The sequence below is a fragment of the Streptosporangium sp. NPDC023963 genome (genome assembly GCF_040639135.1).
GTDB lineage: Bacteria > Actinomycetota > Actinomycetes > Streptosporangiales > Streptosporangiaceae > Streptosporangium.
This window is the reverse complement of record NZ_JBEZZK010000008.1, coordinates 230393-244307: the sequence shown is the minus strand read 5'-3', so window position 1 is coordinate 244307 and position 13915 is coordinate 230393. Positions and strand designations below refer to the sequence as shown.

Sequence of the window (13915 nt, the reverse complement as noted above, 5' to 3'; positions counted from 1 at the left end):
GATGGCGTCGCGCATGTCGGTACGGCTCCGGGCGACCCTCGCGGCGACCGCCATCGTCGCGGTCGCGCTGGGTGTGGCGGCGTCGGTGCTCGTCGGCGTGCTGACGGGGAGCCTGACCCGGAGCGCCTCCGACGAGGCCGCCCGCCGCGCCGGCGCCACCGCGGACGTTCTCGCCGGCGCCACCACCGACGTGCTCCCCGGCGGCACGTTGGTGCTCGACGTCCCGGCGTTCGACGTCACGTCCGCCGGCGTCGCGGAGCCCTCCGCGTGGGCGATCGACGCTCCGTCGGCCACCGTGGTGACCGTCACCAGACCGCGGACCGATACCGCCGGGCACTCGGAGCCGGCCCTCCTCGACCCCGACGTCAAGATCTTCACGCATCCCGTTCCAGCGGCTCCGACGCTCCCCGGCCCCGGCCCGGTCGCCCTCCGGTCGTCCGGCGGGAAGGGCGCGCAGCCGTCCGGGGCGCCCGGCGGGAAGGCCGCGCAGCCGTCCGGAAGGACCGCGCCGTCCGGGACGTCCGGGGGAAAGGGCGCGCAGCCGTCAGGGGCGTCCACCGGGAAGGTGACGGCGGCTCCCGTGCCGGCCGTGCAAAACATCGCGAGCGGAGCCGCGCTCCAGTCCGCCGAGGTGGCCCGATGGGCTCCCGGTGACTCCTTCGCCCTGGCCACGATGCCCGTGGACACCGCCAACGGCACGCTGTTCGTGCAGGCCAGGGCCTCACTCGAACCCACGGTGGACGCTCTGACGACCCTGCGTGGCCTGCTGCTTCCCGGTATTCCCGCGTTGCTCCTGCTGGTCGCCGCCCTCACCTGGCTCGCCGTCGGCCGGGCGCTGGCACCGGTCTCGGCCATCCGCGCCGAGATGGCCGACATCACCGCCAGCGACCTGCACCGGCGAGTCCCCGTACCCAGGTCGCGTGACGAGATCGCCCGCCTCGCCGAGACCATGAACCGCACGCTCGACCGTCTCGAACTGGCGGTCAGCCGGCACAAGCGCTTCGTCGCCGACGCGGCCCACGAACTCCGCAGCCCGCTGGCCATCCTGCGGACCCGCCTGGAGCTGGCCCGGCCGGGACCGCTGGCGGCCGAGGCGCTCACCGACGTGGAGCGGATCCAGGCCCTCACCTCCGATCTCCTCCTGCTCGCCCGCCTGGACGCCGGGGAGCCCATCTGTCACGAGGAGGTGGACCTCGGCCAGGTGACCGCCGAGGAGGCGGCCAGGTCGCGCCCCAGGCCGGAGATCGGGGTCACGCTGGAGGTGGCGGCCGACACCGTGATCCTCGGCTCCGCCGGGCAGCTGCGGCGTCTGGTGGCCAACCTGGTGGACAACGCCGTACGTCACGCGGGTTCCGCGGTCACCGTCCGGCTGGCCACGGACGGCGGCGAGGCGGTGCTCGACGTGCTCGACGACGGACCGGGCATTCCCGCCGAGCACCACGAGGCGGTCTTCGACCGGTTCACCCGGCTGGACGAGGCCAGGGACAGGGACGCGGGCGGTGCGGGTCTCGGGCTGGCCATCGCCAGGGACATCGCGGTACGGCACGGCGGCAGCCTGCGTGTGGCGGGGAAAGATCGAGGAGCATGGCTTCAGGCCCGTTTTCCTGTGATATGAACCACACACGTGATCTATCACGGATCCCTTCACGCCCCAGGAGGCCCGGCATGCCCGCTCCCACCCGTCGTTTAATGATCTTCCGAGGTCTCGCGGGCGGCGCCGTCGCCGCGATCGCGTCGGCCACCGCATGGGTACGTCCCGCAGAGGCCTCCGAGGACACCCAGGAGGCCGCGGGTCCCATCCTCGCCAGGACCAGCAGCATTCCCGTCGGCGGCGGCCGGATCATCAACGGCAAATGGGTGGTCACCCAACCCGTCAAGGGCACCTTCCGCGCCTTCAGCGCGAAGTGCACGCACCAGGGCTGCCCGGTGTCGACCATCCGCGGCGGGACCATCAACTGCCCCTGCCACGGCAGCAGGTTCCGGATCGCCGACGGCTCGGTGGCCAGGGGCCCCGCCAAGCGGCCGCTGGTCCGCAGGAAGATCAGGGTCTCCAAGGGCGTCATCCGGCTGAGCTGACCGGCCTGCGCTCACCCGCACTCCACGCGGACCGCTCCCGCGACGCGCATGAAGCCCGCCACGTCGAGCGGCCCGTACGAACCGCTCTCGCGACGTTCGCCACCTGAGCGGGTGTGCCCGGCCGGTGAGCGGATGTGCCGGCCGGTGAGCGGGTGTGCCGGTCGTGAGCGGATGTGCCGGCCAGGCGGACCGGCCCTCGCGAGCCGCTCGCGTGACACCTGGCGCGTAGGCGGCTCGCGAGAGAGCGGGGTCAGCGGTCCGTGAAGACGGGCGTCCAGGATTCGCCCTCCTGCTGGCTGTTCTTCCGGAAGCCACTGAGGGGAACGGCCTCGCCACCGTTCAGGCCCACCAGGAGCAGCCGGTTGCGGAACTCACCGCCCACACAGACCTGGGCGCCCTTCCGCTCGCAGGCCCAGACGACGAGCCGCTCGTCGTCCGCCCACGCAACGGCCTGCTCGATCCAGTAGCCGGCGACCGCGGCGAGCGGGACGGTCTCGCCGGTGGACAGGTCCTGGATCCCGACGATCGCGCTCCGGTCGGGACTCTCGACGGCCAGCCGTGTGCCGCCCGGCGAGAGCCCGGCCCGCTGGTGGGTCTCGGCCTCCCGGGAAGGGGCCGGCCGCTCCTTGCCCTCCAGGTCGTAGTACTTCCTGGTCGTCGAGGCGGAGGAGTGGTTCTCCCAGACCAGCGTGCCGTCGTCACTCCACTGGAAGTCGTTCCGGCCGCCGAACCCCGCCTCCTGATCCGCCGCCACCGCGTGAAAGACGGACCGGCCGCCGTCCAGGTCGACGACGGTGAAGCCGATGCGGCTCTGCGGCATGCCCCTCTGGCCGTTGTCCACGGGAATGTAGGACTCGTCGGGGTTGGCGGAGTAGTTCGTGAGCAGCAGCCGGGTCGCGTCCGGCGACATGCGGACGGCCGAGGCGGGACGTTCCAGGGCGATCCAGCGAACCTCCGCGCCGCGACCGGTGAGCACCCCGACCCGCGTCGCGGGAATCTCCTCGAGGAACACGGCCGCCTCGCCGCCCCTGACGACGTCGAGCCACGCCCACGGAGTCCGCTCGTAGACGCCGCTGTCCCTGTTGTAGCGGCTCCAGGTCAGCTTCATGACCTGCCGATCAGCGGATATCTTCTCCTCCTTCCAGGTGTAGAAGGAGTAGGCGGCCACCCCGCCCGCGGCCACCAGGGTCTTCGGCGGTGAGGACTCCGGATCGGCCGCGGTCTCCCTGGACGGGTCGGGCTCCGCGACGACCGCGACGACCGGCTCGTCGTTCCCGGGCGGTCCCTCCCCGTGAACGAGGGCCGGCACGGTGACCGCCGCCGCGACGACGGTCGCGGTCGCCCCCGCGACCACCGCGAACATCCGCAACCGGTTCCTGCGCCGCCGCCGGAGCGCGGCCCCCGCCAGATCCCCCGGCGGTACGTCCGCCTCCGCCGACCACTCCCTGAGGGTCCGCCTCACCAACTCGTCGATGGTCACGTCGCCACCTCCCCGAAAATCGTGTACGGCTCCCCCAACTCCGGCGCCAGGACGCGCAGCCGGGCCAGGGAACGGTGAGCGGTACTGCGGACCGTGCCGACAGAGCAGCCGAGAATCCCGGCCACCTCCGCCTCGGGCAGGTCCTCGTAGTAGCGCAGCACCAGCACCGCCCGTTGCCGGGGGGTGAGCCGGGACAGTGCCCGGCGCATGACGATGCGCAGGTCCACGCCGTGCGTGCCGTCCGCCACCGTTCCCTCCGGTGGCTCCGCGACCACGGTCTCCCTTCGTCTCCGCCACCACGACACCTGCTGGCGGTACATCGTCTGCCTGACGTACGCCTCGGGCGTCTCCACCAGGCTCCACCGGGCGACCGTCCTGGCCAGCGCGGTCTGCAGCAGGTCCTCCGCCGCGTGCTGGTCACCTCCGGTCAGCAGGAAGGCCAGGCGCATCAGCGCGGGCGATCGCGCCGAGACGAACTCGCGGAAACGTCGCTCCTCTGCGGCGTCCACGGTCACCTCCACTCTGCGGTTACCCCTATGACGCTCCGCGAGGACGCCACTATGTCTCCCCGCCGTACAAATCAGCGCGAAGTTGTCCGGGGTCGCTTTGTACGCGCGCCTCCACACGCGCGCCTCCACACGCGCGCCTCCACACGCGCGCCTCCGTGCGGGGGGGTTCGCGCGGGGCCGGTTCGCGCGGGGCCGGTTCGCGCGGAGGCAGGGGGAGGCTCGCGGGCGAAGGTGGGGCGGGGTGGTCTTCCCAGGACATCGGCGAAGGTTTCACGTGAATCAATCGCTTCGCGCGGCGGCGGGGAAGGTCAGGACGGATCCGCGTGTGCTTCCAGGAAGAGAGGATCGTCAGGGTGTGCTCCGGCGAGAAGCGGCGAAAGAATACGCGGTGCGGGATCCGGTGGTCCGGCGATCCACATGCTCAGCCGTTCAGCGGGTCCGTGATCCGGTCGTGCGGGCTGGTCCGGTCCGTGGAACCGCCCGAGGAAAGGACGTGAGACCGATGGGTGACGTCACCGTACGCCCCTACGAGGGCGCCGCCGACCTGCGAAAGATGCAGGAACTCGTACGGGCGACCTGGGGTCCCGCCGCCCGGCCGCACGTCGGAGGCCTCGCCTGGGGCAGGTTCCAGCACGTGGGGCGGGAGGCGGAGTGGCCGACGGCGCTGTGGGAGCGCGACGGTGACACCCTGGCGTGGGGCTGGGCGATGCCCCCGGGCGAGCTGGAGATGTTCGTGCATCCGGAGCATCCCGAGCTGGCGGACGAGGTGCTCGACTGGTTCCGCGACGAGGCGGGGGTGACCATCCTGGAGGGCGAGAGGCGACTCGCCGCGACCTTGTCCCGGCACGGCTACCGGCGGGAGCCAGCGGACGCGCCCTTCCTGCTGCGCATGTCACGCGATCTGCGCGATCTGCCGGAACCCGAGGTGCCTCCCGGCTTCGTCGCGCGCCACGTGCGCGGCGAGGAGGACGTGCCCGCGCGGGTGGCCGTGCACCGGGCGGCGTTCGCCCCCTCGTCGGTCACCGAGGAGAGCTACCGCAACGTCATGGGCGCGTGGCCCTACCGGCGCGAACTGGACCGCGTCGTCGAGGCCCCGGACGGCCGCCTGGCGTCGTACTGCCTGATCTGGCTGGACGACGCCAACGGCGTCGGGGAACTGGAGCCGGTCGGCACGCACCCGGATTTCCGGCGGATGGGGCTGGCCCGCGCGGCCTGCCTGCACGCGCTGCGCCGGCTCGGGGAGGCGGGAGCGGTCACCGCGATCGTCCACCCTCGGGGGGACGCGGGGTATCCGGTGGCCGCACGGCTGTACGAGGCACTCGGCTTCCGCGCCCGCGACCGGACGGCCCGCTACTCGCGTCCCCGCTGACCCCGCCGAGTCCCCTCGAGCACGCCCAGCGGTTTCAGAAGTATTTATCGAATATCATCACATAACGCCGCCTGGAAATATATGCATATTTTCCAGGGAAAATTCTCCCGAGATAACCCTTGAACCGCACGCGGCTGTATAAGTCTTACTCCCTGGCAAGTAGCATTACAGGGTTAATCGCACCTGTCGACGGATAGACGTCACATATGCGAAGCACCGTTCAGCGTTCCCTCATCACCAGCACCGTCTTCGCCCTGGTCACGACCCTCCCCTTCAGCGTCACGCACGCCGTGGCCGACCCCGCCCCCGATTCCCGGCACGTCCCTCTGCCAGACCAGTTCACGACCCTGAAAACAGGCAGCAGGGGAATGGAAGTGCACAACGCAAAGAAAAGACTTAAAGATTTGGGTTTCCCCCCGGGAAATCTCAGCCCCACGTATGATCCCGCTTTACGCATGACCGTATGGGCCTTTCAGAAGGCGAACGGGTTGAAACCCGTCGACAGGATCGACGCGCCGACCTGGCAGGCCCTCCTGCACCCTCGTCGTGTCAGGCCCCTGGTGGCGGGCGGGGAGCCGGAAAGGACCGAGATCGATCTACGGCGCCAGCTCCTCACGGCGTGGAGAGGCGGGAAACCCGTGCTGGTGACCCACATCTCGACCGGTGCCCGCAGGCCGTACTGCGAGAAGGGCCACTGCGGGTTCGCCGCGACCCCGCTCGGCGACTACCGGGTGGGAGTGCGGGTTCCCGGCTGGTCCACCGGGATCCTGGGATCGATGTTCTACCCCGTCTACTTCAACGGCGGCATCGCCATCCACGGCTCCACCCTCGTCCCCCGCTACCCCGCGTCCCACGGTTGCGTCCGGGTCCCGCTGCACAACGCCCTCGACCTCTACCGGTTCCTCCAGCCGGGCGTTCCCGTATACGTCCGCCGCTCGGAGGCGCCCGCCGAGCGCCGTCCGAAGGCACACGGGGAACAACGCTCCCGGATCCCCAAGGCACGGCCTCCCAAGGCTCCGCACCGTTCGCACCCGCACTCCTCGCGACCCGCGCGCTCCACCGGCCATCGAACGGGACGTGACGGTGGAGGCCGCCGGTGAACCGCGCGGGCGAGCTTGAACAGGTAAGTGGCCTTTGCGGCGGGAAATCCCGGCCGGTACGGCGATCGAACCGATCTCGCGGGCTTAGAACCGGTGCCGCGAGGTCATGATGAAGATGTCGGCAGATCATTCCGAAGGGCGTGAATCGTGATACCAACCATGATCCTGTTCGGCCTGGTCTTCGGTCGATGGTGGCGGGTCTCCCTCCTCGCCGCCGCCGTGTTCTGGCCCGTCGTGCTCCTGGCCGGCGACGCCATCGGACTCGACGGATCACTGGTGACGGCGGCCGCGCTGGGGGTGCTCAACGTCGCCGCCGGGGTGGCGATCCATCAGAGCGTCCTGTGGATCGTGAGGAACACGGTCACGCAGCGCGCACGGGCGAAGAATCCGTGACCGTGCGGCGGCCACGCCGGGGCTCGGCTCGACACCGCTGACGTTTTCGGCATCTCCGGTGCCTCTGACATCTCCGGTGCCTCTGACGCAAAGCGGCGATCTGGCGAAAAGCGGCGGGAACGGGTGGGAACGGTGAGAACGGGCAGGTGACGAGGGCTGGGCGGAACGCGGGCCGATGGCGTTCCACCCGCTTCCCCGCCGGTCCCGCGTCTCCGCCGGTCCCGCTTTCCCGTTCCTCCCGCCCCCGCCGTCCCGCCTCCCCGTTCCTCTCGCCCCTCGCCGGTCACGCTTCCCCGCCGGTCACGCCCTTCAGCGTCCGATCCCCGCCAGGATCACCTCGTCGAGCACGACCGAGGCGGTCGACTGGTCGGGCCTGTTGTACTGTCCCGCGGTGATGGCGACCACCAGATCCAGTGCGGGTGCCACGTGGATCCGCTGGCCTCCGTTGCCGAACCCGCCCGTCCACGTGTCGCCCACGTACCAGTGGTAGCCGTAGTGGGATCCCTCGTCGATCCGCACGTGCGGGCGCAGCGCCGTCTCCAGCCAGGACGAGGGGACGACTCCGCCGCCCCCGTCGCGTACGAGCCGCCCGACCGCGAGCAGGTCGCGGGGGGTGAGCCGCAGCCCGGAGGCGGCCAGGGCCACCCCGTCCTCGCCGGTCGACCATTCGAAGCGCGTGATCCCCAGCGGCTCGAACAGCCTGGCGCGCGCGTACTCCTGCACAGCCTGTCCGGTGCCCTTCTCGATGAGCCGCGCCAGCAGCGCCGAGGCGCCTCCGCAGTAGGACCGCCGGCTGCCCGGCTCGTCCACGATCCGCCGCTCCAGGATGTAGCGGAAACGGTCGGGGGCGAGTTCCATCGCGATCTCGCTGTTGGCCGCGCTCGTGTAGGGGGCGCTCTCGTCCCACTCCAGGCCGAGCGTCATGGTGAGCGCGTGCTCGACCGTCAGCGCGGCGCGCCGGGGATCCTCGGCGAGGTCCGGATACTCGGGGAAGTGCCGCAGCAGCGGCTCGCACGGCTCCGGCACCCGGCCGTCGGCCAGGGCGATGCCGTACAGGAGGCCGACGACGCTCTTGGTGATCGAGCGGACGTCGTGGAGCGTGTCGGGCGTGAAGCGAACCCGGCCGAGCGGCTCGTTCAGCCGGAAATCCTCGCCCTCGCCGTAGTGCTCAAGGATCACCCTGTCGTGGCGGAGGGCGACCACGGCGTGGAGGTCGGGCAGCCGGCCCTGCTCCACGCCAAGGGCGAGACGGTCGGTGAGTGTGTCGCTTCTCATGATCCTGTTCTACGCCCTGCCCTCGTGTCAGGGTCAACTCTGCGGGGTGAATTCCCACGCGCCCTGCCGGGGGAAGCGGTCGGAGTGGTCGGCCTGGATCCAGCCGGGGTACTCGACCGGGAGCGCGCTGGCGGCGTCCAGCTCGGTGAGATCCCGCTCGGTGAGCTCGAGCTCGACGGCGGCGAGGTTCTCGGTGAGCTGCTCCGGGCGCTTGGCGCCGATGATGACGCTGCTCACGCCGGGTCGCGAGAGCACCCAGGCGAGCGCGACGCGGGCCACGCCGACCTCGTGGCGGGCCGCCACCTCGCGCAGGACGTCGATGACGTCGTAGGCGCGCTCCAGGTTCACCGGCGGGAACTGGAACCGGTTGCGGCGCGCCCCTCCGTCACTCGTGCCGGTCCGGTCGAACTTCCCGGACAGCAGGCCGGCGGCCAGCGGGCTCCAGACCAGCAGGCCGAGCCCCTGGTCCTGGAGCAGGGGGAGGATCTCGCGTTCGATGTCACGCGCCGCGAGCGAGTACTGGGCCTGCAGGGAGGCGAATCGCGCCCATCCTCGCCGCTCGGAGACGCCCAGGGCCTTCATCGTCTGCCAGGCGGTCAGGTTGGAGGCGCCGACGTAGCGGATCTTCCCCTGGTGCACGGCGTCGTCGAGGGCGGCGAGGGACTCCTCGAAGGGCGTGATCGGGTCGATGTTGTGGATCTGGTAGAGGTCGATGTGGTCGGTACGGAGCCTGCGCAGGCTGTCCTCCAGCGACCGCATGATGTGCAGCCGGGACTGGCCGACGTCGTTGGGACCACCGGCCATCCGCGCGGTCATCTTGGTGGCGAGCACCACGTCGCGGCGGCGTGCCCCGAGCACCTGGCCGAGGAGCTCCTCCGACTCGCCCCCGCCGTACACGTCGGCGGTGTCGATGAGGTTCACCCCGTGATCGAGCGCGGTGCCCACCAGGTGGTCGGTGTCCTTCACATCCAGCGCGCCGACCGCCTCCCAGACCTGGGAGCCACGACCGCCGAAGCTCATCGCTCCCAGCGAGACGCGGGAGACGAAGACTCCTGTGGTACCGAGCTGTGCGTATTTCATCGTCCTTCTCCTTCCAGATGAGGGGGGCGTTGGAACGCTACAACTCGCCTACCTGGACAATCCATAAGAAAGAGTCCGACATATATGCGAGATCGTCCGGAGTCACCGTGGACCCCCTGTCCGATGTCCTGACCCTGCTGAACGTCAGCAGCGCACTCTCCTCGCGCTTCGAGGCCGCCGGCCGCTGGGCGCTGCGCTTCCGGAGCTACCGGCACATCAAGATCGGTGCGATCACGTCCGGCGCCTGCTGGCTCACCATCGACGGCACGCCCGCGCTGCGGCTGTCGACGGGTGACTGCTACCTGCTCACGGGCGGGCGGCCGTACGAGGTCGCCAGCGACCTGGACATCGAGGCGGAGGACGGCCACGCCGTCTACCTCGATGCTCCCAACATCAGGAACGTGCGGTACGGCGCCGGCACCCCGGACGCGGAGCCGACCGTCATCATCGGCGGCAGCATCACCCTCGACGACATGACCGCGACGCTGCTGCTCGACTGCCTGCCCCCGGCCGTGCGCATCCCCGCCGACAGCCCTCAGGCCCGGACCCTCCGCCCCGTGCTGGGGATGCTGACCCACGAGACCGCGGTCGAGCCGCTCGGGGCGACGGTGATGATCGAGCATCTGACCCAGATCATGTTCGTCCAGGCGCTGCGCGCCCACCTGGCCGGCGAGGAGAACATCCCGGGCTGGCTGGGAGCGCTGAACGACCCGCAGATCGGCGCCGCGCTCACCCTGATGCACCAGCAGGCCACCCGCCGCTGGACGGTCGCCGGCCTCGCCGCCGAGGTGGACATGTCCCGCTCCAGCTTCGCCCTGCGTTTCAAGACCCTCGTCGGGCTGCCGCCGCTGGACTATCTGCTGCACTGGCGCATCCGGTCCGCGGCCGAGGCGTTGCGCGCCGGTGACCGCACGGTCGCCTCGGTGGCCTCCGAGTGGGGGTACGCCTCGGAGAGCGCCTTCAGCAACGCCTTCAAACGCGTCACCGGCCAGCCGCCCGCCCGGTACCGGACCGCGAAGCCGCCCCCGCCGGCCGCCCCGCCCGTCTACGAATGACGTCTCCGCGAGCAAAGAGCTCTTCGTGAACGACGCCGGTGAGCGGCTCGCCGGTGGCCGGGTCCGTGGTTCCCCGGCCGGCTCGCGAGTCCCCTCCGGTGGCGGGCACGAGGCCACCGGAGCACCGTGGCGACCGGTTCCCGGGAGAAGGCGGCGCCGCCGGCGAACGCCGGGCGCGTGCGCGTTCCCGCCGGTATATGAGTTGACAGGCGCGTCCGGAGACCGGTCCGATGGACGTCGTCCGGCGTACGGCGGGATGGGCGGCCCGGTCCTTCGGCCCCGTCGCGCCGCCCGTTTCACATGGTGGTCCCACTCCAGGTCAGGAAGGTGCTCATGCGTGCCGGCAGGATGCATGCGGATGAGATGGAGCACGATGTCCCTCTCGTGCGCCGGCTGGTCGCCGCACAGTTCCCGCGGTGGGCGGACCTTCCCGTCGAGCCGTTCGACTCCTCCGGCACCGACAACGCCATCTACCGGCTCGGTGACGACATGGCCGTGCGCCTGCCCCGCAGGGCCGGTTCCGCGGCGCAGGTCGAGAAGGACCTGCGGTGGCTGCCGAGGCTCGCTCCGCTGCTGCCGGTGCCCGTTCCCGTCCCGCTCGGTGCGGGGAGGCCCGCCGAGGACTACCCGCTGCCCTGGTCGGTCTACCGCTGGCTCGACGGTGAGAGCCCGTCCGCCGGTCACCTGACCGAGCCGGGCCCGCTCGCGGGGGACCTGGCGGCGTTCGTCGCCGCGTTCCGCCGGATCGATCTCCCGGACGGGCCGCCCGCCTACCGGGGCGGACCGCTGGCGAGGCTGGACGCTCCGACGCGCGTCGCGCTCGGCGAGCTGCGCGGGATGATCGACACCGACGCGGCGACCGCGGCGTGGGAGGCAGCCCTGAGGACTCCCGAGTGGCAGGGCCCGCCCGTCTGGGTCCACTCCGACCTGATGCCCGGGAACCTGCTGCTCGTCCGGGGACGGCTCGGCGCCGTCATCGACTTCGGCACCGCGGGCGTGGGAGACCCCGCCTGCGACCTGATCGTCGCGTGGAACCTCCTCCCGGCCGAGGTGCGCGACGACTTCCGCACGGCCCTCCAGGTCGACGACGCGACCTGGGCCCGCGGGCGCGGGCGGGCCCTGTCCATCGCGCTCATCGCGCTCCCGTACTACCGGGACACGAATCCGGTGTTCGCGGCGAACGCGCGGCACGTGATCCACGAAGTCCTCACCGACCACGAGAACGCCGCCTGACGGGATCCGCGCACGGGCGCGCCAGGCCGTCCTCGCGATCGGCGTGCGCCCCGGCGCCCGGCCTCGCGGTCACGACGCGGCTCCGGCGAGCACGTTCACCCGGCCGGGTGAACGGCTGATCGGCCGGTCGACGGTCTGAGCCCCGCCAAGTGCTTCCGCTTGCAGATAATCCAGAACGGTACCGGTTGGCTAGGGTAGGGCCATGACCGCCATGGCACCCGCCCGCACCGAGCCGGATCTGTCGTTCCTGCTGGACCACGTCGGCCATGTCCTGAGAACCCGGATGGCGGCGGCGCTCGCCGAGATCGGGCTGACGGCACGCATGCACTGCGTGCTGGTCCACGCCCTGGAGGAGGAGCGCACGCAGATCCAGCTCGCCGAGCTCGGCGACATGGACAAGACCACGATGGTGGTCACGGTCGACGCCCTGGAGAAGGCGGGGCTCGCCGAGCGCCGCCCGTCCAGCACGGACCGGCGCGCCCGGATCATCGCGGTCACCGAGAAGGGCGCGGAGGCCGCGCGGCAGAGCCAGGAGATCGTCGACGGCGTGCACCGGGCGGCGCTGGGCGCGCTGCCCGAGGACGAGGCCGAGGTGCTCGTACGGGCGATGAACCGCCTGGTGACGGGCCATCTGGCCACTCCCGCCGAGGCGCCGCAGGGGGTCAGGCGGGCACGGCAGCGCACAAAGTGAATCCGTAAAGGATCGTCTATAACAAAACTATCTGCTACGGTCTCTCCTGTTCCCCTTCGAACAGGAGACGGCCATGTCGCACACCGCACCCTCCCCCCGGCCCTCCCGGCCGCCCCGCACCGGCGCGCCCCCGTCGCGTTGGTTCGCGCTCGTCGTGCTGTCCGCCGCGATGTTGATGACGATCCTGGACGGCAGCATCGTGACCGTGGCGATGCCGGCCATACAGGCGGACCTGGGCTTCTCACCCGCCGGGCTCAGCTGGACCGTCAACGCCTACCTGATCGCCTTCGGCGGCCTGCTCCTGCTGGCCGGCCGGCTGGGCGACCTCATCGGCCGCAAGACCATGTTCCTGGCCGGGAACGTGGTCTTCACCGCCGCGTCGCTGCTGGCCGGGCTGGCCTCCGGGCCCGGCATGCTGATCGCCGCCCGGTTCATGCAGGGCGTCGGCAGCGCGATGGCCTCTGCGGTCGTGCTGGGCATCCTGGTGACGCTGTTCACCGAACCCGGGGAGCGCGCGAAGGCGATCGGCGTCTTCAGCTTCACCGGCGCCGCCGGAGCCTCCATCGGGCAGGTCCTGGGCGGGGTCCTCACCGACGCGCTCAGCTGGCACTGGATCTTCTTCATCAACCTGCCGATCGGGCTGGCCACGATCGCGCTGGCGGTCTGGGCACTGCCGGGCGAGCGCGGGACCGGGCTCGCCGCCGGGGCCGACGCCATCGGCGCCGTGCTGGTCACCGGCGGCCTGATGCTGGGCATCTACACCGTGGTCAAGATCGAGGAGTACGGCTGGCTCGCGGCCCACACCCTCGGCCTCGGCGCGGTCTCGCTCGCCCTGCTGGCCGCGTTCGTCATCCGTCAGGCGACCGCCGGGACCCCGCTGATGCCACTGCGTATCCTCCGGTCGCGCAACGTCTCGGGCGCCAACCTGGTCCAGATGCTGGCGCTGTCGGCCATGTTCGCCTTCCAGATCATCGTCGCGCTCTACATGCAGAAGGTCCTCGGCTACGGCGCCCTCGACACCGGTCTGGCGATGCTTCCCGCGGCGCTGTCCATCGGCGGCGTGTCCCTGTTCCTCTCCGCCCGGCTCAACACCCGCTTCGGCGAGCGCGCCGTCCTGCTGGTCGGCCTGGTGCTCCTGTTCGGGGCGATGGGCTGGCTCACCCGCGTGCCGGTGAACGCGAACTACGTCACCGACCTGCTCCCGGTGATGCTGCTCATCGCGGGTGGCGGGCTGGTGCTCCCGGCCCTGACCGCGCTCGGCATGTCCGGCGCCAGGGCCGACGACGCGGGCCTGGCGTCCGGGTTGTTCAACACCACCCAGCAGATCGGCATGGCGGTCGGCGTCGCGGTGCTGTCCACACTGGCCGCCCGGCGTACCGGGGAACTGCTGTCCGCGGGAGGGAGCGAGGCGGCCGCGCTGGCCGGCGGCTACCACCTCGCCTTCGGCGTCGCCGCCGCTCTGCTCCTGGCCGCCTTCACCGTCGCGCTCGTCGTGCTGCGGCAGCCCAGGCCGGACGCCACCGCCCGGGACGCGGCCCCCGTCACACCGGCGGCCGGGCCGGAGACCACCTGACCACCCGGTCACCTGATCACCTGATCACCGCCACAGCCGGCCCGGTCACCTGATCACCGCCGCAACCGGCCCGGTCACCTG

At 71.3% G+C, this 13915-nt stretch carries 13 protein-coding genes; 9 read left to right on the top strand and 4 right to left on the bottom strand.

Annotated features, from left to right (window positions below; all coding sequences use genetic code 11):
- Window position 1 precedes the first annotated feature (1 nt).
- The gene (locus tag AB0F88_RS24820) at window positions 2–1615 is read left to right on the top strand and encodes an ATP-binding protein (RefSeq protein WP_362688439.1); all 1614 of its coding nucleotides are present in this window, start codon (window positions 2–4) and stop codon (window positions 1613–1615) included.
- A gap of 50 nt (window positions 1616–1665) precedes the next feature.
- Complete coding sequence (locus AB0F88_RS24815) at window positions 1666–2076, top strand: Rieske (2Fe-2S) protein (protein ID WP_362688436.1); 411 nt, start codon at window positions 1666–1668, stop codon at window positions 2074–2076.
- Window positions 2077–2326: 250 nt separating this feature from the next.
- Here the strand turns inward: AB0F88_RS24815 and AB0F88_RS24810 are convergent, their stop codons facing one another.
- Both AB0F88_RS24810 and AB0F88_RS24805 read right to left on the bottom strand, forming a co-directional pair.
- Entirely contained in the window at window positions 2327–3556 is a 1230-nt protein-coding gene (locus AB0F88_RS24810) for a hypothetical protein (protein WP_362688433.1), read from the bottom strand.
- Entirely contained in the window at window positions 3553–4065 is a 513-nt protein-coding gene (locus AB0F88_RS24805) for a SigE family RNA polymerase sigma factor (RefSeq protein WP_362688430.1), read from the bottom strand. The genes AB0F88_RS24810 and AB0F88_RS24805 overlap by 4 nt, the downstream gene beginning before the upstream one ends.
- Before the next feature lie 502 nt (window positions 4066–4567).
- On the opposite strand from AB0F88_RS24805, the gene AB0F88_RS24800 reads away from it, so the two are divergent.
- The 3 genes from AB0F88_RS24800 to AB0F88_RS24790 all read left to right on the top strand — a co-directional run bounded on the left by AB0F88_RS24800 (window position 4568) and on the right by AB0F88_RS24790 (window position 6927).
- Entirely contained in the window at window positions 4568–5434 is an 867-nt protein-coding gene (locus AB0F88_RS24800; RefSeq protein ID WP_362688427.1) for a GNAT family N-acetyltransferase, read from the top strand.
- 206 nt (window positions 5435–5640) lie between these two features.
- Window positions 5641–6534 (top strand): L,D-transpeptidase family protein, encoded by an 894-nt coding sequence (locus tag AB0F88_RS24795; protein WP_362688424.1) that lies wholly within the window; start codon window positions 5641–5643, stop codon window positions 6532–6534.
- A gap of 147 nt (window positions 6535–6681) precedes the next feature.
- Window positions 6682–6927 (top strand): hypothetical protein, encoded by a 246-nt coding sequence (locus AB0F88_RS24790; protein WP_362688421.1) that lies wholly within the window; start codon window positions 6682–6684, stop codon window positions 6925–6927.
- Between the two features lie 309 nt (window positions 6928–7236).
- On the opposite strand, the gene AB0F88_RS24785 is transcribed toward AB0F88_RS24790, so the two are convergent.
- Together AB0F88_RS24785 and AB0F88_RS24780 are read right to left on the bottom strand one after the other, a co-directional pair.
- Window positions 7237–8202 (bottom strand): serine hydrolase, encoded by a 966-nt coding sequence (locus tag AB0F88_RS24785; protein ID WP_362688418.1) that lies wholly within the window; start codon window positions 8200–8202, stop codon window positions 7237–7239.
- A gap of 33 nt (window positions 8203–8235) precedes the next feature.
- Complete coding sequence (locus AB0F88_RS24780) at window positions 8236–9282, bottom strand: aldo/keto reductase (protein ID WP_362688415.1); 1047 nt, start codon at window positions 9280–9282, stop codon at window positions 8236–8238.
- A gap of 107 nt (window positions 9283–9389) precedes the next feature.
- Between AB0F88_RS24780 and AB0F88_RS24775 the strand changes: the two genes are divergently transcribed.
- The 4 genes from AB0F88_RS24775 (at window position 9390) to AB0F88_RS24760 (ending at window position 13834) form a co-directional block, all read left to right on the top strand.
- Window positions 9390–10337: an AraC family transcriptional regulator gene (locus AB0F88_RS24775; RefSeq protein WP_362688412.1), complete on the top strand. Its 948-nt coding sequence runs from the start codon at window positions 9390–9392 to the stop codon at window positions 10335–10337.
- Between the two features lie 363 nt (window positions 10338–10700).
- Window positions 10701–11570 (top strand): aminoglycoside phosphotransferase family protein, encoded by an 870-nt coding sequence (locus AB0F88_RS24770; protein WP_362688409.1) that lies wholly within the window; start codon window positions 10701–10703, stop codon window positions 11568–11570.
- Between the two features lie 202 nt (window positions 11571–11772).
- Complete coding sequence (locus AB0F88_RS24765; protein WP_362688406.1) at window positions 11773–12261, top strand: MarR family winged helix-turn-helix transcriptional regulator; 489 nt, start codon at window positions 11773–11775, stop codon at window positions 12259–12261.
- A 73-nt stretch (window positions 12262–12334) separates the two neighbouring features.
- Window positions 12335–13834 (top strand): DHA2 family efflux MFS transporter permease subunit, encoded by a 1500-nt coding sequence (locus AB0F88_RS24760; protein ID WP_362688403.1) that lies wholly within the window; start codon window positions 12335–12337, stop codon window positions 13832–13834.
- Window positions 13835–13915 lie beyond the last annotated feature (81 nt).

What these genes read in the sequence shown, in the direction of transcription:
- AB0F88_RS24820 (WP_362688439.1), top strand. Translation starts at nt 2, where the DNA reads ATGGCGTCGCGCATGTCGGTACGGCTCCGGGCGACCCTCGCGGCGACC.
- AB0F88_RS24815 (WP_362688436.1), top strand. Translation starts at nt 1,666, where the DNA reads ATGCCCGCTCCCACCCGTCGTTTAATGATCTTCCGAGGTCTCGCGGGC.
- AB0F88_RS24800 (WP_362688427.1), top strand. Translation starts at nt 4,568, where the DNA reads ATGGGTGACGTCACCGTACGCCCCTACGAGGGCGCCGCCGACCTGCGA.
- AB0F88_RS24795 (WP_362688424.1), top strand. Translation starts at nt 5,641, where the DNA reads ATGCGAAGCACCGTTCAGCGTTCCCTCATCACCAGCACCGTCTTCGCC.
- AB0F88_RS24785 (WP_362688418.1), bottom strand. Translation starts at nt 8,202, where the DNA reads ATGAGAAGCGACACACTCACCGACCGTCTCGCCCTTGGCGTGGAGCAG.
- AB0F88_RS24780 (WP_362688415.1), bottom strand. Translation starts at nt 9,282, where the DNA reads ATGAAATACGCACAGCTCGGTACCACAGGAGTCTTCGTCTCCCGCGTC.
- AB0F88_RS24770 (WP_362688409.1), top strand. Translation starts at nt 10,701, where the DNA reads ATGGAGCACGATGTCCCTCTCGTGCGCCGGCTGGTCGCCGCACAGTTC.
- AB0F88_RS24765 (WP_362688406.1), top strand. Translation starts at nt 11,773, where the DNA reads ATGACCGCCATGGCACCCGCCCGCACCGAGCCGGATCTGTCGTTCCTG.
- AB0F88_RS24760 (WP_362688403.1), top strand. Translation starts at nt 12,335, where the DNA reads ATGTCGCACACCGCACCCTCCCCCCGGCCCTCCCGGCCGCCCCGCACC.